18 protein-coding genes are annotated in these 19,480 nt (G+C 68.2%); 11 read left to right on the top strand and 7 right to left on the bottom strand.

All coding sequences use genetic code 11. The features are described 5' to 3' along the window. Positions 1–729: 729 nt before the first annotated feature. Both kdsB and AB1L88_RS18325 read left to right on the top strand, forming a co-directional pair. Positions 730–1,539, top strand: coding sequence for a 3-deoxy-manno-octulosonate cytidylyltransferase (gene kdsB / locus AB1L88_RS18320; RefSeq protein WP_367098130.1), 810 nt, complete (start codon positions 730–732; stop codon positions 1,537–1,539). A gap of 30 nt (positions 1,540–1,569) precedes the next feature. After that, a complete protein-coding gene (locus tag AB1L88_RS18325) occupies positions 1,570–2,334 on the top strand; it encodes an alpha/beta fold hydrolase (protein WP_367098131.1) in 765 nt (254 codons plus the stop codon). A gap of 37 nt (positions 2,335–2,371) precedes the next feature. Here AB1L88_RS18325 and AB1L88_RS18330 read toward each other — a convergent pair whose 3' ends face one another. Both AB1L88_RS18330 and AB1L88_RS18335 read right to left on the bottom strand, forming a co-directional pair. Further along, positions 2,372–3,322, bottom strand: a complete 951-nt coding sequence (locus tag AB1L88_RS18330; protein ID WP_367098132.1) for a DUF6065 family protein — start codon at positions 3,320–3,322, stop codon at positions 2,372–2,374. Positions 3,323–3,666: 344 nt separating this feature from the next. Next, positions 3,667–4,176 (bottom strand): ferritin-like domain-containing protein, encoded by a 510-nt coding sequence (locus AB1L88_RS18335; protein ID WP_367098133.1) that lies wholly within the window; start codon positions 4,174–4,176, stop codon positions 3,667–3,669. A gap of 422 nt (positions 4,177–4,598) precedes the next feature. Between AB1L88_RS18335 and AB1L88_RS18340 the strand changes: the two genes are divergently transcribed. The 7 genes from AB1L88_RS18340 (at position 4,599) to AB1L88_RS18370 (ending at position 9,104) form a co-directional block, all read left to right on the top strand. Then, complete coding sequence (locus AB1L88_RS18340; RefSeq protein WP_367098134.1) at positions 4,599–4,979, top strand: group 1 truncated hemoglobin; 381 nt, start codon at positions 4,599–4,601, stop codon at positions 4,977–4,979. Between the two features lie 107 nt (positions 4,980–5,086). Continuing rightward, positions 5,087–5,407, top strand: coding sequence for a hypothetical protein (locus tag AB1L88_RS18345; protein WP_367098135.1), 321 nt, complete (start codon positions 5,087–5,089; stop codon positions 5,405–5,407). Between the two features lie 239 nt (positions 5,408–5,646). Then, positions 5,647–5,889, top strand: a complete 243-nt coding sequence (locus AB1L88_RS18350) for a hypothetical protein (protein ID WP_367098136.1) — start codon at positions 5,647–5,649, stop codon at positions 5,887–5,889. A gap of 290 nt (positions 5,890–6,179) precedes the next feature. After that, positions 6,180–6,713, top strand: coding sequence for a hypothetical protein (locus AB1L88_RS18355; RefSeq protein WP_367098137.1), 534 nt, complete (start codon positions 6,180–6,182; stop codon positions 6,711–6,713). Positions 6,714–6,808: 95 nt separating this feature from the next. Further along, positions 6,809–7,330 (top strand): hypothetical protein, encoded by a 522-nt coding sequence (locus AB1L88_RS18360; RefSeq protein WP_367098138.1) that lies wholly within the window; start codon positions 6,809–6,811, stop codon positions 7,328–7,330. A 272-nt stretch (positions 7,331–7,602) separates the two neighbouring features. Next, a complete protein-coding gene (locus AB1L88_RS18365; protein ID WP_367098139.1) occupies positions 7,603–7,893 on the top strand; it encodes a hypothetical protein in 291 nt (96 codons plus the stop codon). Positions 7,894–8,291: 398 nt separating this feature from the next. Next, on the top strand, positions 8,292–9,104 hold the full coding sequence (locus AB1L88_RS18370) for an all3515 family Zur-repressed PEP-CTERM protein (protein WP_367098140.1): 813 nt from the start codon (positions 8,292–8,294) through the stop codon (positions 9,102–9,104). A gap of 208 nt (positions 9,105–9,312) precedes the next feature. Here AB1L88_RS18370 and AB1L88_RS18375 read toward each other — a convergent pair whose 3' ends face one another. Further along, positions 9,313–10,281 (bottom strand): N-acetylmuramoyl-L-alanine amidase, encoded by a 969-nt coding sequence (locus AB1L88_RS18375; protein WP_367098141.1) that lies wholly within the window; start codon positions 10,279–10,281, stop codon positions 9,313–9,315. A gap of 489 nt (positions 10,282–10,770) precedes the next feature. Between AB1L88_RS18375 and leuS the strand changes: the two genes are divergently transcribed. Next, on the top strand, positions 10,771–13,755 hold the full coding sequence (gene leuS, locus AB1L88_RS18380; protein ID WP_367098142.1) for a leucine--tRNA ligase: 2,985 nt from the start codon (positions 10,771–10,773) through the stop codon (positions 13,753–13,755). Between the two features lie 205 nt (positions 13,756–13,960). On the opposite strand, the gene AB1L88_RS18385 is transcribed toward leuS, so the two are convergent. Both AB1L88_RS18385 and AB1L88_RS18390 read right to left on the bottom strand, forming a co-directional pair. Then, complete coding sequence (locus AB1L88_RS18385) at positions 13,961–14,938, bottom strand: NAD-dependent epimerase/dehydratase family protein (RefSeq protein WP_367098143.1); 978 nt, start codon at positions 14,936–14,938, stop codon at positions 13,961–13,963. 154 nt (positions 14,939–15,092) lie between these two features. Further along, a complete protein-coding gene (locus AB1L88_RS18390; RefSeq protein WP_367098144.1) occupies positions 15,093–15,695 on the bottom strand; it encodes an HNH endonuclease in 603 nt (200 codons plus the stop codon). Between the two features lie 615 nt (positions 15,696–16,310). Between AB1L88_RS18390 and AB1L88_RS18395 the strand changes: the two genes are divergently transcribed. Then, positions 16,311–17,564 (top strand): competence/damage-inducible protein A, encoded by a 1,254-nt coding sequence (locus tag AB1L88_RS18395; protein WP_367098145.1) that lies wholly within the window; start codon positions 16,311–16,313, stop codon positions 17,562–17,564. A 429-nt stretch (positions 17,565–17,993) separates the two neighbouring features. Here AB1L88_RS18395 and AB1L88_RS18400 read toward each other — a convergent pair whose 3' ends face one another. After that, on the bottom strand, positions 17,994–18,572 hold the full coding sequence (locus AB1L88_RS18400) for a transposase (protein ID WP_367098146.1): 579 nt from the start codon (positions 18,570–18,572) through the stop codon (positions 17,994–17,996). Between the two features lie 368 nt (positions 18,573–18,940). Then, on the bottom strand, positions 18,941–19,480 hold a 540-nt coding region (locus AB1L88_RS18405; protein ID WP_367098147.1), incomplete at its 5' end, for a hypothetical protein.

The following is a 19,480-nucleotide window of genomic DNA, read 5'->3' on the forward strand; positions in this document are numbered from 1 at the left end:
TGTCTCGCGTCCAGCGGCGCGACCGGATCGACCGATCCGAAGGTCGCGGGGAAGCCCGGCCCGTCCTGAGCCTTGCCCTCGCCCTCTCCGCCCCGTGACGGGGTCACGGGGGGAAAACGCGTGTCGTCATGAGCATGAACCGGGCACTGCTGCCTCGGGTCCGACGCCCGACGATCCCTCGCTGCTCCTACCGATCGGCCGACCTCGTCGTCGGCCTTCATCCTCAGAAGAAATTCGTGACGACGCCCCTCGTCCCGACCGATCCGACCGCCTCTCCCCGCACACCCCGCACGCCAGATACCGCCCCGCAAGCCGCTCCGCCCCCGAGAACCGCCACCCCTCCCAGGCCGACCGACGCCCCTCGGCCCGCCCTTCGCCCCTCCAGGCTTAGGTATCGTCTTGCACCCGATTGAAAGATTGGCCAACCCCGGATTGTAAACAGGTCGGTGGATGTTCAATCCCGCACAACCCGCACCCCTTCGCCCGCCCGATCGACCGCCGACCCGGTCCCCCGGATCCTCCGGATCGGGGCCGGCCCGGGGCGGCCGATCGCGCCGCCTTCGCCTCAAGACCTGGCCCGAGCGGGCCGAAGGCGCGGGCCGGCCTTGACGACCCCGGCCCCTCCGCGATACGCTCCCCGCGACGTCGGGGAAGGATCCCCACCCCGTGCCGCCCCCCTTCGATCGGCGCGGACCAGCCCGTCGGCCACGGAACAGGCGAGGTGACGCGATGGCGCGCGACGTTTCCCGACCGGATCGCGTGACGACGATTCCCGGGGCCGGATCGGTGGTGGCGATCGTGCCCGCCCGGTTCGCGTCGAGCCGGCTGCCCGGCAAGCCCCTGCTGGCCGAGACCGGCCGCCCCCTGATCCAGCACGTCGTCGAGGCCGCCGCCCGGGCCCGCCGCATCGACCGCGTGATCGTCGCGACCGACGACGCCCGCATCCTCGACACCGTCCAGCGCTTCGGCGGCGAGGCCGTCCTCACCCGGGACGACCACCCGAGCGGCACCGACCGCGTGGCCGAGGTCGCTGCCCAGCTCCCGAACGCCCGGATCATCGTCAACCTCCAGGGGGACGAGCCCGAGATCGAGCCCGACGCCCTCGACCGCGTCGTCGACCTGCTCGACCGGTCCCCCGCGCTGCCGATGGCGACCCTCTGCACCCCGATCCGCGACCGCGAGACCTACCACGACCCCGCCTGCGTCAAGGTCGTCCTCGCCGCCGACGGCCGCGCTCTTTATTTCTCGCGCCGACCGATCCCCTGCCACCGAGACGGCGAGCCCGACCCGGGCGTCACCCCCCTGGCCTATCTGCACCTGGGGTTGTATGCCTACCGACGCGACTTCCTGCTGAAGCTCTCTCAGCTTCCGCCGTCCTCGCTCGAACAGGCCGAACGCCTGGAGCAGCTCCGCGTCCTCGAACTCGGCGAGTCGATCGGCGTCGGCATCGTCCCGGCCGCGACCGCCGGCATCGACACCCCCGAGGACTACCGACGCTTCCTCGACCGCTGGCGATCGCGCGAAGGCCGCGCCGCCTGATCTCGGCCATTTGGTATCATCGGGGGCACCATGACTCCCGAACCGAACGCCCGCCCTGCTGATCCCCCCGGCGCCTGCCTCGTCCTGCACGGGCTCGGGGGCGGTCGCCACGAGTTCGCTCCCCTGCTCGACGCCCTCTCCTCGGCCGGGATGCCCTTCGAGGCCCCCATCTACCCCGGGCACGAGGGGCCCGGCCCGCACATGCCCCGGTCGACCTGGCCCGAGTGGTTCGGGGTGATCCGGTCGAGCTTCGACCGACTCCAGCATCGCCACGGCTCGGTGGCCGTCATCGGCTTCTCGACCGGCGGGACCCTCGCCCTGCACCTGGCCGCCTCGGCCCCGGTCGATCGCCTGGCCCTGATGGCCCCCTTCCTGGCGATCCGCCACCGCTGGTACTACGGCGTCCGGCCCGAGGTGTATCTCGGCACGATCGGCCGGGCGTTCCGAAGGCTCCCCCGCCGGCCTTCGGCCGTCTCCGACCGCCTCCTCCGCAAGGAGGTCGAGCGGCTCATCCCCTTCCGGACCTTCAACCTCGACGCCGCCCGGAGCGCCGTCGCCCTCATCCGGATCGTCCGCGACGAGGTCCCCCGGATCACCGCCCCGACCCTCATCGTCCAGTCGCGCCGCGACGCCATCGTCGACCCGGTCGGCGCGCAATGGCTCGACCATCACCTCGGCACCCCCGCCGCCGACCGCCACCTCGTCTGGCTCGATCGCTCCGACCACCTTCTCGCCGTCGACGTCGAGCGCGAGACGGTCCTCCGCCACATCCGGCGGTTCCTCGGGATCGGTTGACCCGACCCCTCGGCTTCGCACCCCGATGCTCCCCGGATCACTCGCCGTCCCCGGTCGAGGGCGGATCGGCCGGGGGGGCGGATCCGGGCGGCTTCGCGGCCCCGCGACCCATCGGGCATCCCCCGGGGATCGTCGGCGCGTCCGGCCTCGCGTGCGGCCCATTCGCAACCGATCCGGGGCTGCTCCCCTCGTGCCGGATGAACTCCCGGGTGCCCAGCGCGGTCTGGTGCTCCTCGGCCCGGTCGCCGGCCGGGAACTGGCCGCGGTAGTAATCCTTCTGCCAGTCGCGGCGGTTCGCCTCGCTCCCCGGCACGCCGCGGTCGACCAGGAACGCCCCCCGCTTCGCGTGCCAGTCGAAGTAACTCGAGGCCAGCCCCGGCTCCTCGGCCAGGTCGCGGACCTCCGGGTCGAACCGCTCGATCAGGCCCCTCGGATACGGCACGAGCTGGCAGAGCGGCTCCCCCTCGTGGAAGTTCACCGTCTCATACGGCCGCGTCAGCTTCCAGTTCATCGTGAACGGGGCGGGCGTCCAGTCGGTCTCCACCAGCCCTTCGAGCGCCTGGATGCCGTCCTTGATGATATTCGCCGGCCCCTTGACCCAGAGGTTGTACCCGGCGCTCGTGCGGAAGAGGTACGGCAACTGGAACGTGACCACCCCCTCGCCGAAGTGGCTCTCGACGACCGACTCCGGCCCGAACGCGGTCGAGAACCCGTGCTGACCCGGCGGGACGAGGATCTGGATGTCGGTCGCCGCCGGCCCGCCGTTCCACATCAGGCTGAAGGTGATCGGGTTCCGCACCAGCCAGCCCGCCTGATTGGCCATCACGAGCGGCAGGCAGCGATAGGCGAACCGGCCGGCCGATTCGTCCATCCATCGCCTCCTGGGGGGCGCCGGGAACAGGGCCAGCTCGACCGGCCCATACCGCTCGAACGCCACCAGCTTCAGGCGTTCGTCCTCCTGACCTCGCGTCGAGGGATCACCGTCCATGGTGCCTTGGCTCCGTGAGACCTTCGGGGAATGGCGAGGAAATCGGTCGCAAGGGTCGATTGTGAGCGCGGGCCGCCGACCGGGCGATCCCGCCCTATCACCCGGCGATCATGCCCGGGATCGGCCCCCGCGCGAAGGCCGATTCCCCGGCGAGTTTCTTCTCCGGTGACGGGCAGACGGGGAGACAGGGTCCAGGACCTTCACGCAGAGACGCGGAGCCGGCCGCGACGCGATCGCCCGACCGACCTCCCACTTCTTCATCGTCTCTGCGTCCTTGCGTCTCTGCGCGCGACCCCTCCTCCCCATCCCCTCTCGCCTCACCCGCCCCCGGATCCGTCACTCCATCAATGGCTTGCCTTGGGATTGATCGACGATTCTGCCATCTCGGTCAATTTCTGATCCGTGGCCTTCTCTTCGTCGAGGGTCTCCTGCAGCAAGGCGGCGACCGACTTGCTCCCGTTGCGCAGGGCGAAGTTGCGGGCGCAGCCGTAGCCGGCGATCTCGTAATGCTCGACCCGCTGGGCCGCCGCGATCAGGGCCGCGTCCTTGATGTCCGGGTCGCCCGAGGCGTTGATCACCTCCTCCCCCTCGGAGATCAGGCCCTTGATCGCGTTGCAGGTGACGGCCTTCGCGTCCTTGCCGAGCAGCTTGAACGCCTCTTCCAGCCGCCGGACCTGCCCCTCGGTCTCCTTAAGGTGCTGCTCGAACCCCGCCTTGAGCTTCGAGTCGCTCGCCGCCTTGGCCATCTTCGGCAGCGCCTTGGTCAGGCGTTGCTCGGCGTCGTACAGGTCGCCGAGCTGGTCGCACAGCAGGTCTTCCATCGAGTTCAGTTCCTTGGTCGTGAACAGTCCCATCGGTGTCGCTCTCCGTTCGGTGTGGTGTCCGTCGTGTCGTCTGGTGTGGTGTGGTGTCGGGTCGCGTCGGGGCACGAACCCGTCGTCCTCGGGAATCGATCAAACGATCCCCCCGTGTCGATCCTTGCAAGCCCGGTTCCGATTCCGCCCGATCGGGCCGGAGAATTTCGAATCTCCCCCGGATCGCCCCCCTTCGCCGCCGCCGGGGCCCGCGATCGCAACCCGACGCGACCCCCCGTCGGGCCGATTGTTGGATAGGTTTGCGGAATCGGCCCCGGTGCGCTAAACTCGGGAGATCACGACTCGGGAATGGACGGGGACCAAATCCCCCCGATCGATCCCCGAACGCCGATCCAATCCCTCCCCTTCCCCAGGCCCTTTTTTTTTGGTGTCGCGAGCGACCCTGACCGGAGACGGCCCCGATGGGCGATGAGCCAACCCTGTACGAGCGGATCGGCGGCGCGGAAGCCCTGACCCGGGTGATCGACGACTTCTACGGCCGCGTCACCCGAGACCCCGACCTCAGCCCCTTCTTCCGCAAGGCCTCGATGGACAAGCTCCGTCGCATGCAGCACGAGTTCCTCGGCGCCGCGCTCGACGGGCCGCAGCAATACACCGGCCTGTCCCTCTCCCACGTCCACTCCGGCCTCGGCATCACCGTCCACCACTTCAACCGGTTCTCCCAGCACCTGCTCGAGACCCTCCGCGACATGGGGGTCGACGAGAAGGACATCGACCAGGTCATCTCCCGGATCAACCTGCACGTCCACGACATCGTGGGCGGCACCATCGCCACCGATTGACCGCCCGCCCCGGGAATCGGCACGCAAATTGCCTCGACTCCTTTTCCAAATGAAACGTGACGGGCGCGGGTTGCCCGTCTGGTTCCTCTTTGGAAAAGGACGATGCCATGCGCATCAAGCGGGCGACCAATGACCTCGGAGACAAGATCGCTTCCATCGCCGTCTGGTTGCTGGGAGTCGGCGTCGTGCTCGCCATCTGGGGTGGGGTCTGGCTGGTCTACCTCTACCGCAACCCCCCCGAGGGCGAGGCCCTCCCGTTCCTCGCCACCGGCATCCTGCTCTCCGGGCTCGACCTCACCCTGATCGGCTTCCTCTCCGGCTTCATCGGCCGGGCCAGCCAGGACGAGCCGCCCGAGGACGCCCGCCGCGCCGATCGCGTCGCCGTCGCCACACCCGACCGCGACGAGACCCGCGAGACCGCCCGCTGACCCGTCGGGCCGATCCCGACCGCCGCCCCTCTCTTCTCTCCCCCGTCCCGATCCGCGGCCAGTCCCGGCGACGACTCGACTCGCCCCGGGCCGGCCGCCTCGGCCGGTTCGCGATCCGCTCGCGAGCGACGCCGGGGGCCGGGGGAACCGGCGAGGCGGTCGAGGCCCCGATTCGGCCCGCCCTGGATTGATTTTTCCCGTCCGCGAACCCGCACGCTTCCCCCGACGAGGTTGATCCGATGCGCACCGATACCAACGACCCCGACGTCTCCTGGGCCGGCACCTCCCTGCTCGGCGTCACCGTCGGCTCGCTCCTGTCCATCTGGAGCGGGCTCTGGCTCGTCTTCCTCAATCGGCACCCCCCCGATCAGTCCGGCTGGACCTATCTCGCCACCGGGATCCTGCTGACCGGCCTCGCCTTCCTCGTCTTCGGCCTCGGGCTGGGCCTCTTCCGCAGGCAGACCGAGCAGCAGGCCGAGTGAGTCGCCGACCGCCGCCACGCCCGGTCGCCCGCGTCGGCCGCGACCCTCGCTTGCCGGCCCCGGCCCCCTGACGAGCCGGGGGGGGATTCCCGGCTGCCTTGCGCCATTGATTGAGCCGTCCCCGTCACGGCCCGGTTCGCGGTGCCGACCGGTCGTCGCGCGATGCCGGTTCGGGATCCCTCTGCGAATCGCGATCGGCCGGAGCACCCGCCGGGGGACTTCGTGGACTACAATGACGCCCGGTTGTCGAACCCACCACGATGTCCCCCAGTTTGCGTCAAGGCGTCATCATGAAGGCATGGCTTGAAACGCTCTCCCGGGTGCTGCTCGACCGCTCGACCGAGGAACTCTTCGGCGCCGGCCTCCTGTGCCTCGTGCTCGCCATCGTCGGCGCCGGCCTGGCTCGCTGGCTCTGCCGATCGGGCAGGGATGTCATGGCCCGGCAGACCGGCGTCATGCTGGTCATGATCGTCGTCGCGATGATCGCCGGCGCGACCCTGGCCCGATCGACCTTGCCCGGCCCCGCCCGGCGGGAGCACCGCCCGTCCGAGTTCCCGGTGATGATGGGCCCGTCCACCCTGCATCAAATGGTCTTCATCCTCGACACCAACGGCAACGGCCTCGTCGACCCCGAGGAGCTGGGCGCGGCCGCCCTCGCCCTCGGCACGCAGGACCGCCTCGTGTCCGAATCGACCTCCGGGCCGATCGACCCGGACCTCCCGACTCCCGGGATGGGGGCGGCCGGCCCCGGGGCGCCGGATGACCTCGTCGTGCCGCTCGATCCCCAGCCCCCCTCGGCCGACGACGCGGCGACCGGGCCGTGAGGCTCCTGGATCGACTGCTCGATCCGATCCCCTTCCTCGTTCTGTTCCCTCTCCCGTTCGTTGACCCCCGCGCTACTCGCGATTGGAGGACCTCCATGCGTCCCGCTCACCGATCCACGCTGCATCGCGCCTTGATCCTCGGGGGCGTCTCGGGCCTGCGGGCCGCCCTCGGGCCCGCCCTCGTCTCCGCCTCGCGACGCTCCGGCAACCGAGAGCTGCTCGCCCTCGCCGCCATCGGCGAGATGGTCGTCGACAAGATGCCCCTCGTGCCCAGCCGGAGCCGGCTGCCCTTGCTGATCCCCCGGGCCCTCGCCGGCTACTGGGTCGCCCGCCAGGTCGCCGAGCAGGACCGCGACAGCAACCCGAACCTCCCGCTCCTGGGCGCGACCGCCGCCGTCGGCGCGGCCCTGCTCGCCCCGACCATCCGGTCGGCCCTCGCCGCCGCCTTCCGCCTCCCCGACCCGGTCCTCGGCGCCCTCGAAGACGCCCTGGCCGTCTCCCTCGGCTCCCGGGCCGCCAACCTCTCGCCCGAGGAACTCCAGGACCTGATGGTCGACTCCATCGCCTCGCTTCGGCAGTCCCTGCCCAGTGCCGGCACCTCCGCGCTCCGCCGCTGACCCCCCGCGCCCGCCCGGGGGGGCTCCGGCCGCGGGGCCGGTATCCCGCCCTTGCGACAGATCTCTTGATCGCACGCGCGAGTAATCCATTGTGTGATTCGGGGGCGGCGAAATTCCGGTTCAGCCCCTTGACGACGCCCCTCCTGGCCCGTGTAATGAGTCAGCCGAGAGCGGGCGGCCCGATCGGGATCGCCCCGCTTCCGGCGCATCGAACGCTCGCTCGCGTCACCTCCGGAATCGTTCGAGTGATTTCCAGGCTCTCACGAATTCTGATGGGTTGCTCGATCTGGCTCGCCGGGGCGATGGTCCTGGCCGGGCCGGGTTTGCATGGGATCGCCCCGTGCGAACACGAGGCCCACCACGATTCCGACCCCGGGAATCGCCTGGGGGAGTCGGACGCCTGCCCGGTCTGCTCCCTCCTCGACCAGGGGATCTCTTCCCCCGAGCGACTCCGCTTCGAGGCCGTCGCCCCTCAGACCGACCGGGTCCACTTCTCCTTCGACCCCCCGCCCCCCGAGGTGCCGGCGCGCTCACGTCTCCCGCGCTCCCCTCCTCGCGCCTGATCGGCCCATCTCGCCCGGGTTTCCTCGCGTTCGCGATCCGTCCCCCGAAGGGGCGTGCATCGCCATCCCGGGCCCGGGCTGCTTCACGCCCCGGGCTGCCTCATCGAGCGCCGCCCGAGATCTGATCGGCACGCCCCGGCCCCTCCCCCGTCCGGGGACGGGCTGACCGGGCGAACTCCGACGTCGACGGACCAGCGACCCCCCGTCCTGGCCCGCCACCGGGTCGATACGACCCCTGCCCGACGGCCTTGACTGACCTCGCCCCGTCTCCGGGAACCGCGGGGCCGATCGCCGTCCGCGCCGGGCGTCGCGACCGCGACCCGGCGTCCGGCCCGCCTCGGCGCGTCGCCGAGGGCCGGGCAATCCCGCGTCACATTTTTTCATGAAGGAATGAAATCGTGAATCTCCGAAACGTCATCTCGGCCGTCCTCGTCCCCCTCTGCCTCCTGGCCGCCGAGGCCCGGGCCGAGCAGATCGGCTACTACGTCGCCCGCGACGCCAACCCGACGAGCGGCGCGAATCCGAACCCGAACTTCGGCCGGCTCACCCTGCTGTACAATCACGGCGACCATTTCCACAGCATCGGCCGATTCGGCGGGGGGCCGAACGTGCTCCCCGAGGCGAATCGCGGGCGGCTGACCCTCTTCGCGGGGACCGGCGACATGGAGGGCCGATTCGTGAGCAAGCGCTACGACGACGGCTCGCCGGCGGCCGAGTACAGCGACCTCCGCATCGGTTCCATCCGGAACCTGAGCGGGTTCGACCCCGGCTCTCCGGAGGACATCCTCCTCACCAGCAGCAATCACCGCTGGGTGAGCGGCCCCGAACACCCCATCGAGGACCGTCGACTCTCGCTCGAGGGCTCCCTCCTGGCGCTCGAGGTGCTCTCCCTCTCCTCGGGCCTGAACGCCTCCATCGGCGACCAGGTCGCTTCGAGCGTGGGAGACATCCTCGAACTCGGCCCCGGAGACTCGTTCCTCGCGCATCTGACCTTCTTCACCGACCTCGGGATCGGCGGCCTGCAGGATCTCTCGGCCTCCTTCCGGCTGGTCGACCTGTCTTCCGGCGGCACCCCGATCGGCGGGTCGGGCGAGTTCTTCTATCACATGGCGACCGTCCCCGAGCCGAGCACCTTCGTCATGCTCGGCATCGGCCTCGCCGGGGCCCTCGCCGTCGGCTTGAAGCGCCGCCGGACGTCCCCGATCGCCTGACCGCCCGTCGGGCGATCTCGGCCGTCCTCCTTGACGGCCACTCACAACCCTCACATCCACATCCCTCGCAGGCGTCCGGCCTCCTCCCCGGAGCCGGGCGTCCTCCGAGACCCCACACACCCCATCGACCAACAGGACCGTCCACACACTCGCGCACATCATCACACTGTGATCAGCTCGCGTCCCGACGCTTCCGGCGTCGCGACCATCACCGCGCCGCCGCCAGGCTCGGCCGCCCGAAAATCGCCTCGTCCGGGAAGTGGGCACCCGGGCAGACCGTCGGCCTGGCCGAGAACGCCTGGTGGCTGCCCACCCGGTCGCCGGGGATGGCATACCGTTCTTGCAGGTAGGCGACCAGCGTGCGAGCGGCCTCGACCTGCTTCGGGGTCGGCCCGGTCGCTTCGAGGTCGCCGACCAGGCAGATGCCGATGCCGTACTCGTTGACGCTCGGGTGCTTGGCGTCGCGGCAGTGGGCGCCCGGCTTCTGATCCGACCAGCGACGGGTCACCTCGATCATCCCGTCACCGCTCTCGGTTCCATTGCCGATGACGAAGTGGTAACTGCAACCGTCCAGCCCCGCTCGCTCGCGGTGCTCGCGGTCGATCTGGGCATAGCCCCCCTCGGCCGAGGCGCTCTGATGCACCACGATGTACCGCCAGGGCCGATCGGCCCGGGGCGGCTGCACCAGGTCGAGCGGGTCGTCGGCCATCGCCTGCACCCTCGCCCGCAGGTCGGACCGCGCGCTGACGCGCGTCGCGGTCCGGCCGGGAGACTCGTTCCGGGTCTGGGGCGGCAGGACCCGCGGCGGCTCCCCCACGTCCGAGGGGATCGTCTGCCCGTTGCTCGGGCTCGGCAGCGGCTCCGGATCCGGCTCCTGCTCCCCCAGCGGGCTGAGGTTCAGCTCCGGCTCGTTCGCCGGGCCGGGTCCGGCCGGGGGCGAGACGTACGACCCGAACGTATCCTCATACGCGGGGGGGACCGACGACGGGACCTCCGCGTCGAACTCGTAGTCATACGGCGCCGGGTCGGTCGGGATCACCGTGGTCGACGACGGGATCGGGTCGATCAGGACCGGCTCGGCATTCCGGAACGTCGGCCGATAGCTCGATCGGCGGTGCTTGCAGCCGGCCGTCGTGACCATCCCGATCGCCAGGCCGACCACCATCAGACGTGCCATGCGACTCGTCCGGATCGTCTGCCATCGCGCGTCCATGAGCGTTACCTCCAAAAAAAGAACGTCGATCTGTTCCGCGTGTTGAAGTGCGTCAAGGTGCTGAAGCAAGGGCGGTGCCGAGCGAAGCCAATCGACCATCTGCCGGCGGGTCACGCTCCTCGGATTCGTCTCAAGTCTACACCCCGCCGAGACGACGGGCGGATCGGCCCCCCGAGATTTCCCGAAAAAAGGCTCAAGTCCCCGCCCTGCTCGCCCGGGCCCTCCGTGTAACTCTTGCAAACCCTTCCAAGCATTTCCCCTCACAACCGGCACGACCCCTCCAGCCCGACCGATCTCCCCTCGCCTCGCTGGTCGCGGGGCCCTCCGGGCGTTATGCTAGGGGATTCGATTGAGTCCCCCCGCCCGGACGATCGGCCCGACCCGCGCATCCCGCAGAACGCGACCCCGGCCGAAATTTTTCTCGCGATCAGATCGCCCAGGAGACCGCGGTCGATGCCGGCCTACCACCCCCAGCGTATCGAGTCGAAGTGGCAAGCCTTCTGGGACGCGAACGAGACCTTCCGCGTCGCCGACCTCGTCCCCGATCAGCCGAAGCTCTACATCCTCGACATGTTCCCGTATCCCTCCGGCGCCGGCCTGCACGTCGGCCACCCCGAGGGGTACACCGCCACCGACATCCTCTGCCGCTACAAGCGTATGCGCGGCTTCAACGTCCTGCACCCGATGGGCTGGGACGCCTTCGGCCTGCCCGCCGAGCAGTACGCCATCCAGACCGGCACCCACCCCCGCATCACCACCCAGAAAAACATCGACACCTTCCGACGTCAGATCAAGGCGCTCGGCTTCTCCTACGACTGGTCCCGCGAGGTCGACACCACCGACCCCGACTACTACAAGTGGACCCAGTGGATCTTCCTGCAACTCTACGACACCTGGTACGACCCCGACTTCTCCTGGACCGACCCCGAGGGCCGCTCCCGCGTCGGCAAGGGGCGACCGATCGCCGAACTCCCCCTCCCCGACGCCTGCCCCGACCCCGACGCCTATCGAGACAGCAAGCGCCTCGCCTACCGCGCCGAGGTCCCCGTCAACTGGTGCCCCGCCCTCGGCACCGTGCTCGCCAATGAAGAGGTCATCGACGGCAAGTCCGAGCGCGGCAATCACCCCGTCGTCCGGATGCCGTTGAAGCAGTGGATGCTCCGCATCACCGCCTACGGCGACCGCCTGATCGAGGATCTCGAGATCGTCGACTGGCCCCGCGCCATCAAGGACATGCAGCGCAACTGGGTCGGCCGCTCCGAGGGGGCCGAGGTCGACTTCAAGATCAAGCGCGGCGGCGACTTCGACAACTGGCGGCAGGCCCGCTCCGCCTCCGGCTGGCCCGAATCCGCCCCCGACGACGTGATCCGCGTCTACACGACCCGCCCCGACACCCTCTTCGGCGCGACATACATGGTCCTCGCCCCCGAGCACCCGCTCGTCGACCGCCTCACCACCCCCGAGCAACGCGACGCCGTCGCCTCCTATCGCCGCCAGGCCGCCGGCAAGAGCGACCTCGACCGCACCGACCTCGCCAAGACCAAGACCGGCGTCTCCACCGGCGGCTTCGCCGTCAACCCCGCCAACGGCGAGCCGGTCCCCGTCTGGATCGCCGATTATGTGTTGATGGGCTACGGCACCGGCGCCATCATGGCCGTCCCCGCCCACGACGAACGCGACTTCGAATTCGCGAAGACATTCGATCTCCCCATCCGCCCCGTCGTGATGCCGACAGACGAATGGTTTCTGACTCATCCTTTGATTGCGAAACATCGAGGTCATCCTGATGTTATGAATCAGAAAATCAATCAGATGAAAGAGCTAATTCTGAGCCGCTCAGAGAATTTAGGTGCTTCCATTGACGTGGATGGTATTGCGGTTAATTCTAGTAATCCCGATCTTGTCCTCAACGGTATGGCCACACCCGATGCCAAGGTTCGGATAATTAGGTGGCTTGACACCAACGGGTTTGGAAAAAAGGCTGCCAACTACAAACTTCGAGATTGGCTCTTTTCCCGTCAGCGGTACTGGGGAGAGCCGTTCCCCATCCTTCTCGATCGTGACGAAAAACACCACGCCGTCGATGAGTCGGAGCTCCCTGTCCGACTCCCCGAGGTAGATGATTATCGCCCTTCTTCTACTGGTCAGCCCGAGCCACCGCTCGCAAAGGCGACTGAATGGGTGAAGTATTCGGATGCTTACATCCGTGAAACTAACACGATGCCGCAGTGGGCCGGCTCGTGCTGGTACTACCTCCGCTACATTGACCCGAAGAATACCAGGCAACCTTGGGATCCCGAGAAAGAACGCTACTGGATGCCCGTCGACCTCTACGTCGGCGGCGCCGAGCACGCCGTGCTCCACCTTCTTTACTCCCGCTTCTGGCACAAGGTCCTCTTCGATCGCGGTCTCGTCTCCACAGCCGAGCCGTTTCAACGCCTTGTTAATCAAGGGATGATCCTCGGAGAGATCGAATTTACTGGTTTTGAGGATGAAAATGGACGACCGGTTTCATGTTATATGGTCGAACGTATGGAAGGAGGATATATCGAGATCGAAGCTGACCAAGTAGTCATTGGTGAATCAAAAGTAGAAGTGAAAAATCCTTGGCCATTGCATCCTTTTGTTTCATTGAGGGAGGTAAAATTAACTGAGAATCAGGTCGAAAAGCAGGGAAATCACTATGTGAGAAAAGGGTGTAAAAATGTCTTCGTGTTTGCCCGTGCCCACAAGATGTCCAAGAGCCGCGGCAACGTCATCAACCCCGACGAGGTCATCGCCGACTACGGGGCCGACAGTCTCCGACTCTACGAAATGTTCATGGGTCCGCTTGAGGCCACCAAGCCCTGGAGCATGAAGGGGGTCGAGGGCGTCTACCGCTTCCTCGCCCGCGCCTGGCGGATGATCGTCGACGACAAGGCCGACGACATCCGACTCGCCCCCCAGGTCCAGGACGTCCCGCTCGACCCCGAGGCCGCCAAGGTCGTCGCCCGCGCCGTCGCCGGCGTGACCGACGACCTCGACGCCATGCGCTTCAACACCGCAATCAGCAAGCTCATGGAGTTCGTCAACGTCTTCACCGGCCGCGACGTCCGCCCGAAAGGCGCGATGGAGACCTTCACCCTCCTGCTCGCCCCCATGGCCCCCCACCTCGGCGAGGAACTCTGGCAGGTCCTCGGCCACGACCAGACGCTCTCTTACGAGCCCTGGCCCACATTCGACCCCGCCCTCCTCGTCGACACCGAGGTCGAGATCCCCGTCCAGATCAACGGCAAGATCAAAACCCGCCTCGTCGTCCCCGCCCAGGCCGACAAGGCCGCCCTCGAATCCCTCGCCCGCTCCGACGCGAAGATCGCCTCCCTCCTCGAAGGCCAGACCATCCGCAAGGCCATCATCGTCCCCGGCAAGCTCGTCAACTTCGTCGTCTCCGGCGGCTGAACCCTCTCACCGCTCCCTTCCCCCTCCCCCCGCCCGCGGGGAGAGGGTTGCAGATATGATTGCATTCCGCGCCATGAGCCGCGATCTTCTCCCTCTCCCCGCCCGCGGGGAGAGGGCCGGGGTGAGGGGTCCCTGCGTTCGCCACCCAGTCCTGCGCCTCCTCACTAGCCCATCGCGTGCCGGGCGTCCCCTCCACCACCGCGTCCTACTCGATCGGCCCCCTCGGCCGCTCCGCCTCGGCCCGCACGTCGGCGAGGATCTGCCCTAGATCCCGGGTCGGGGCATACCCGATCAACCGCCCGATCTTCTCCAGGCTCGGCACCCGCCGCACCATGTCCTCGAAGCCCGACGTGTACGCCTCGTCATAAGGGATCGTCCGGATCTCGCTCCGCCCGCCGGTCAAGTCGCGGATTCGCTCGGCCAACCCCAGAATCGACACTTCCTCATCGTTGCCGACGTTGAACACCTGCCCCCGCGCCTCGGGGTGGTGGATCAACCGCACCAGCGCCTCGACCACGTCCTTCACGTGGGCGAAGCACCGCGTCTGCCGGCCGTCGCCGTACACCGTCAAGGGCTCGCCGGCCATCCCCTGCGCCATGAACCGGGGGATCACCATCCCGTACCGCCCCGTCTGCCTCGGCCCGACCGTGTTGAACAAGCGAGCCACCACCACCGGCAACCGCGCCTCGTGCCAGTGGGCCAGCGCCAGGAACTCGTCGAGCAGCTTCGCCCCGGCATACGCCCAGCGCCGCGTGGTGCTCGGCCCGAGCACCACGTCGTCCTCCTCCCGGAACGGGATCCGCTCGCTCTTGCCGTACACCTCGCTGGTCGAGGTCAGCAGCATCGGCCGCCGATACCGGGCGCAGCACCGCAACAAGACATCGGTCCCATTGACAATCGTCTCAATCGTCCTGACCGGTTCGTCCACCACGAGGCGGACCCCGACCGCGCTGGCCAGATGGAACACCGCCTGGCTCTCGGTCACGCAGCGTTCGACCACCCCCGGGTCGGTCACGCTCGCCACCCGAAGCTCGAACCCGGGGCGCCCTTCCAGGTGCGCCACGTTGGAGAAGCGGCCGGTGCTCAGGTCGTCGAGCGCCAGCACCGCATGACCGTCATCGAGCAGTCGCTCGCAAAGGTGGCTGCCGATGAACCCGGCGCCGCCGGTGACCAGATAATTCATGGATGGACCGGGTCCCTGGGGACGACCCCCGGCGAGGCAATCGCCCTTCGTCGGCAATCCGCTCGCCCCGCCGCGTCGTCCCGGATGACAATTGGCTTCGGGCCTCGCGCCCCGGGTCTTGCATGACCCCGGGCGCGAGGCCCATCAGGAAGGATCACTCGCCCTCGTCGAGGGCCACGTTCCAGTACGCCTCGCTCACGAAGCGCGACCAGCTCTCGATCCGCATCGTCGAATAGGCATACAAGGGTCTCCACTCGGGCCGGAACGGCTTCTTGCGGAGCCTCATCTGCGCCTGCTCGGGCGTGCGGTTGGCTTTCCGGGAATTGCAGGCCACGCAGGCCAGCACGCAATTCTCCCACGACGACACCCCGCCCTGCGCCCTCGGCAGCACGTGGTCGATCGTCAGTTCCGACGACCCCGGCCGAGACCCGCAGTACTGGCAAGTCGAGTGGTCGCGCTTGAAGATATTCCGACGGCTGAAGGTCACCGTCGACTCGCGGTACCGGTCGTAATGCGACAGCGTCACGACCTCCGGCACGCGCATGCGGAACGTCACGGCCTGGATGAACGGCTCGTCGTCCCGAGGTTTCAACCGGGCCCAGTCGGCCCACTCATAGAGTCGGAAATCGTCGGGGTCGACGACGCGGGCCGACTCGTTCCACAGCATCACCAATGCCCGAGAGACCGAGGCCACATTCACCGGCTGCCAGTTCCGGTTCAGGACCAAGGTCGGGCGATCAAGGACGGCGGCGCTCATCTTGGGTGGGCCTCCCCCGACTCGGCGGGACCGGGTCTGTGGGACGAAACGCGGTCGGCTCCCGAAGCTACCGGGGCCCGACACTCCCGAGGCTGGGCGGACGCAGGGCAGTCGACCCCTTCGGGTCGCCATACTATTATGACACGATGTCCACGCCCCTTCGCAACCTCGTTACCCTGCGACACCCCCGACCTCCCCCCCGGTTCACCGACTTTCCCCCGAAAACCTTGGGAAATCCCCCTCGCTCCCCCTCCGGGAAATTCTCGTGAAGCCTCCGTCGACATCCCCTCAGCCCCCCCAGACCCACCGTCCGGGCCGATCATTGCGTGAGAGCGTGCGTGTCCTGTTCGCGCGTCGAGGCCCCGGCCCACTGCTTGCCCCCTCCCCCCCGATTGCCCGCCTTGAGCACCCCCGCCGGCCCTCGCCCGGGCCCGGCCGACGCCCGCCGCTCGTCCGGCGCGATCGGACCGCGGCCGTCACGCTCGCGGCCCGATCGCGCCCCGGGATTTGCATGATCCGTGATCCATCGCCGGGGGCAATGCCCCAGGGCCGGGCGTCTCGGACCCCCGGGACCACCTCTCCAACCCCCATTATGACCCTCCGAGCCTAACCTCCATGCATGCCGAACTCCTCATGATCGGAAGCGAGCTGATCAGCGGCGCGAAGCTCGACACCAACGGCCAGTGGCTCTGCGACCGCCTCGCCGCGCAGGGCATCCCGGTCCGCTTCTCGACCCTCCTGGGCGACACCCTCGACGACAACGTCGCCGCCTTCGCCCTGGCCATCTCCCGGTCGGATCTGGTCGTCACCAGCGGCGGCCTCGGCCCGACCCAGGACGACCTGACCCGCGACGCCCTCGCCAAGGCCGCCGGGGTCGGCCTCGTGCAGGACGACCGGGCCCTCGCCATGATCGAGGCCCTCTTCGCCCGCCGCGACCGAGAGATGCCCGACCGCAACCGCATCCAGGCCCTCATCCCCGAAGGCTCCTCGATCCTGCCGAACCCGATCGGCACCGCCCCGGGCATCTGGATGAAGACCGGCATCGCCCACGTCGCCTGCCTCCCCGGCGTCCCCCGGGAGCTGAAGGCGATGTTCGACGAGGAACTCGTCCCCCGCCTCCGCGCCGTCGGCCTCGGCGGCCGGGTGATCGTCAACCGGGTGATCAACCTGTTCGGCCTCGGCGAGTCCGAGGTCGAGGCCCAGGCCCCCGACCTCACCGCCCGCGGCCGCGTCCCCGAGGTCGGCATCACCGCCTCCGACGCCACCATCAGCTTCCGCATCCGCGCCGAGGGGGTCGACGAGGCCGACGCCCTCGCCGCCATGCAGCCGACCATCGACGCCATCTACGAGCGCTTCGGCGACCTGATCGTCGGCGAGGGGACCGACGACGTGGCCGAGGCCGTCATCGCCCTTTTGCACGACCGGAACAAGACGATCGCCGTCGCCGAGTCCTGCACCGGCGGCCTGATCGCCCACCGCCTGACCCGAATCCCCGGCGTCGGCCCCGTCTTCCCCGGCGGCATCGTCTCCTACGCCAACGAGGCCAAGACCGACTTGCTTGATGTCCCCGCCGACCTGATCGACTCCGTCGGCGCCGTCAGCGCCGAGGTCGCCGAGGCCATGGCCGTCGGCGTCCGCCGCCGCTTCGGCACCGACGTCGGCCTCTCCGTCACCGGCGTCGCCGGCCCCACCGGCGGCTCCCCCGACAAACCTATCGGCCTCGTCCACCTCGGCCTCTCCCTCGACGACCACACCACCCACCGCCGCCTCTCCCTCGGCTCCGAGCAGCCCCGCCCCGTCATCCAGAGCCGCTCCGCCAAGCACGCCCTCAACTTCGCCCGCCTCGGCCTCCTGGGGAAAACTCCCTGATCTTCCCGACCCGTCCTCGTCTTCCTATCACAGACACATGATCTTGCCTTGAATCCTTCATCCTCTTCGCTCGGGTGCCACTGGCTCTGCCAGTGCTCCCCGTCGATTGGCACCGGCAGCCCCAGTGCCTTCCGTCCGCCGAACCTGGAGCTGCGACGCTGGGTGCCACTGACTTTGCCAGTGCTCTGGTTCGGCCCTGCACTGGCGGAGCCAGTGGCACCCGAACATCAGTACATTCGCCGTGTGCCAGTGGCTCCGCCAGTGCTCCCCGTCCGAGTGGTACAATTCGACACTGGCCAAGCCACTGGCACCCGACGATCGTGCTTCCTGACCGTGTGCCACTGGCTCTGCCAGTGTTCCCCAGCCGATCGGAACCATCAATACCATCGGCCCTCAGTCCTCGGCCGTGCCGGTCCTCAACCAACGATGTTATGAGAGAGCATCCCCAGGTAAGCCATGAACCCATGGCAATGAGGCATCTTGCCGAGACGGCAGATCGCCCAGATAGAATCGCGCGGAAGACCACTTCCAGTCCACGGCACGCTGGCACAGCCCTCGCTTCACAGGATTGTTGTGGATGTAATCCAGGCTGGCCTGAATCGCCACGGGAGAAAAGAGGTTCCGGTCGAATCCCGAGCCCTCCTGCCAGAATCGAAAGCAGGTCTTGCCCGGCCGTTCCCGGACCGTCAGGTCCCGCGGCAAATGGGATTGATGTCGGATCAGGATGTCTTTGATCTGCTTCGAGAACGGCTGCTTGACCCGGGCCAGGTATCGGCTGATCGACCGGGCCGGATCGGTGAGATGAACCAGGAGATGGAGGTGTTCGGGCATGAACACGAACGCGACCAGTTCGATTTCCGCCTCCCGATTGGCCTCGTCCAGGCACCGGGCCAATCGCTCCCGCCAGGCATCGTTGGTCAACAAGGGCAAACGTCGGTAGCACGAGAAGGTCAACTCATGCAGGTGTCCCGGTTCGTGGACATGCCGCACCTTCTTCCGATGAGCCATGCCCGCTCGCTCCCGTTCCACCGCCGCCCCCCCTCGCTCCCCGCTGGCTTGACCCGTGCTCGATCTCCGATCGTACCATTCGACATTGGCCAAGTCAGTGACACCCGCTCCCATCCTCCCTGACCGTGTGCCACCGGCACTGCCACTGCTCCTCCTCCGATTTGCACCATTCGACGCTTGCCAAGCCTGTAGCACCCGACATCGTGCCCCCTGACCGTGTGCCACTGGCTCTGCCAGTGCTCCCCGTCCGATCGGCACCGGCAGAACCCGTGCCTCCCGGCCGCTGAACCCGGAGCTGAAGGCCTTGCAACTGCTCTCCCAATGCCGGGCCGAACCGGAGCACTGGCTGAGCCAGTGACACCCGGACATCAGCACTTTTCATTCGCCAGTGCCCCCCGGCCGCTTCCAAGCACGACCGACGCGAGGACGCTTTCGTCGGGATGAACGACACAGAACTCGCCACCCGGCTCCTCATAGACCTCACCGGCCCGTATGACGAGGGAGCCGGCGGCAAGTCGGAGCGTGAGCTCGACGAGATCGCCCGACGCGTCCAGGACAGAATCCACCCCCATGATCAGGCCGGCCGGCAACTCGGCGAGGTGGCGTATGCGAGAGATGCTACCCTCCTCCGTGGGCCAATCCGGGATCGTCCGCACGCCATCAAGCCTGAGCCCCCAGGCATCGTCATTCTGGTAGGTGCCTACTCGGACGACGGCATCTCCGAATTCGGCGTAGAGATCGAGCAGTTGCAGGAATGGGATGGACGCGTCCTCGAACTGGGGCAGGCCGGACGGCCCCCGCTCGCGGATTGCCATCTCGACGCCGACCCAGCGTGCGACGGCCTTGCCGGCAAGCAAGCGGAAAGCCTCGACCTGGCCGGCAACCCAGAGATTCACGAGGGCGCTCCA

Origin of the sequence: Tautonia sp. JC769 (assembly GCF_040717455.1) — a bacterium.
GTDB lineage: Bacteria > Planctomycetota > Planctomycetia > Isosphaerales > Isosphaeraceae > Tautonia.

What these genes read in the sequence shown, in the direction of transcription:
- AB1L88_RS18360 (WP_367098138.1), top strand. Translation starts at nt 6,809, where the DNA reads ATGCGTCCCGCTCACCGATCCACGCTGCATCGCGCCTTGATCCTCGGG.
- AB1L88_RS18345 (WP_367098135.1), top strand. Translation starts at nt 5,087, where the DNA reads ATGCGCATCAAGCGGGCGACCAATGACCTCGGAGACAAGATCGCTTCC.
- kdsB (WP_367098130.1), top strand. Translation starts at nt 730, where the DNA reads ATGGCGCGCGACGTTTCCCGACCGGATCGCGTGACGACGATTCCCGGG.
- AB1L88_RS18395 (WP_367098145.1), top strand. Translation starts at nt 16,311, where the DNA reads ATGCATGCCGAACTCCTCATGATCGGAAGCGAGCTGATCAGCGGCGCG.
- AB1L88_RS18350 (WP_367098136.1), top strand. Translation starts at nt 5,647, where the DNA reads ATGCGCACCGATACCAACGACCCCGACGTCTCCTGGGCCGGCACCTCC.
- AB1L88_RS18390 (WP_367098144.1), bottom strand. Translation starts at nt 15,695, where the DNA reads ATGAGCGCCGCCGTCCTTGATCGCCCGACCTTGGTCCTGAACCGGAAC.
- leuS (WP_367098142.1), top strand. Translation starts at nt 10,771, where the DNA reads ATGCCGGCCTACCACCCCCAGCGTATCGAGTCGAAGTGGCAAGCCTTC.
- AB1L88_RS18400 (WP_367098146.1), bottom strand. Translation starts at nt 18,572, where the DNA reads ATGGCTCATCGGAAGAAGGTGCGGCATGTCCACGAACCGGGACACCTG.
- AB1L88_RS18385 (WP_367098143.1), bottom strand. Translation starts at nt 14,938, where the DNA reads ATGAATTATCTGGTCACCGGCGGCGCCGGGTTCATCGGCAGCCACCTT.
- AB1L88_RS18355 (WP_367098137.1), top strand. Translation starts at nt 6,180, where the DNA reads ATGAAGGCATGGCTTGAAACGCTCTCCCGGGTGCTGCTCGACCGCTCG.
- AB1L88_RS18330 (WP_367098132.1), bottom strand. Translation starts at nt 3,322, where the DNA reads ATGGACGGTGATCCCTCGACGCGAGGTCAGGAGGACGAACGCCTGAAG.
- AB1L88_RS18325 (WP_367098131.1), top strand. Translation starts at nt 1,570, where the DNA reads ATGACTCCCGAACCGAACGCCCGCCCTGCTGATCCCCCCGGCGCCTGC.
- AB1L88_RS18365 (WP_367098139.1), top strand. Translation starts at nt 7,603, where the DNA reads ATGGGTTGCTCGATCTGGCTCGCCGGGGCGATGGTCCTGGCCGGGCCG.
- AB1L88_RS18335 (WP_367098133.1), bottom strand. Translation starts at nt 4,176, where the DNA reads ATGGGACTGTTCACGACCAAGGAACTGAACTCGATGGAAGACCTGCTG.
- AB1L88_RS18375 (WP_367098141.1), bottom strand. Translation starts at nt 10,281, where the DNA reads ATGGCACGTCTGATGGTGGTCGGCCTGGCGATCGGGATGGTCACGACG.
- AB1L88_RS18340 (WP_367098134.1), top strand. Translation starts at nt 4,599, where the DNA reads ATGGGCGATGAGCCAACCCTGTACGAGCGGATCGGCGGCGCGGAAGCC.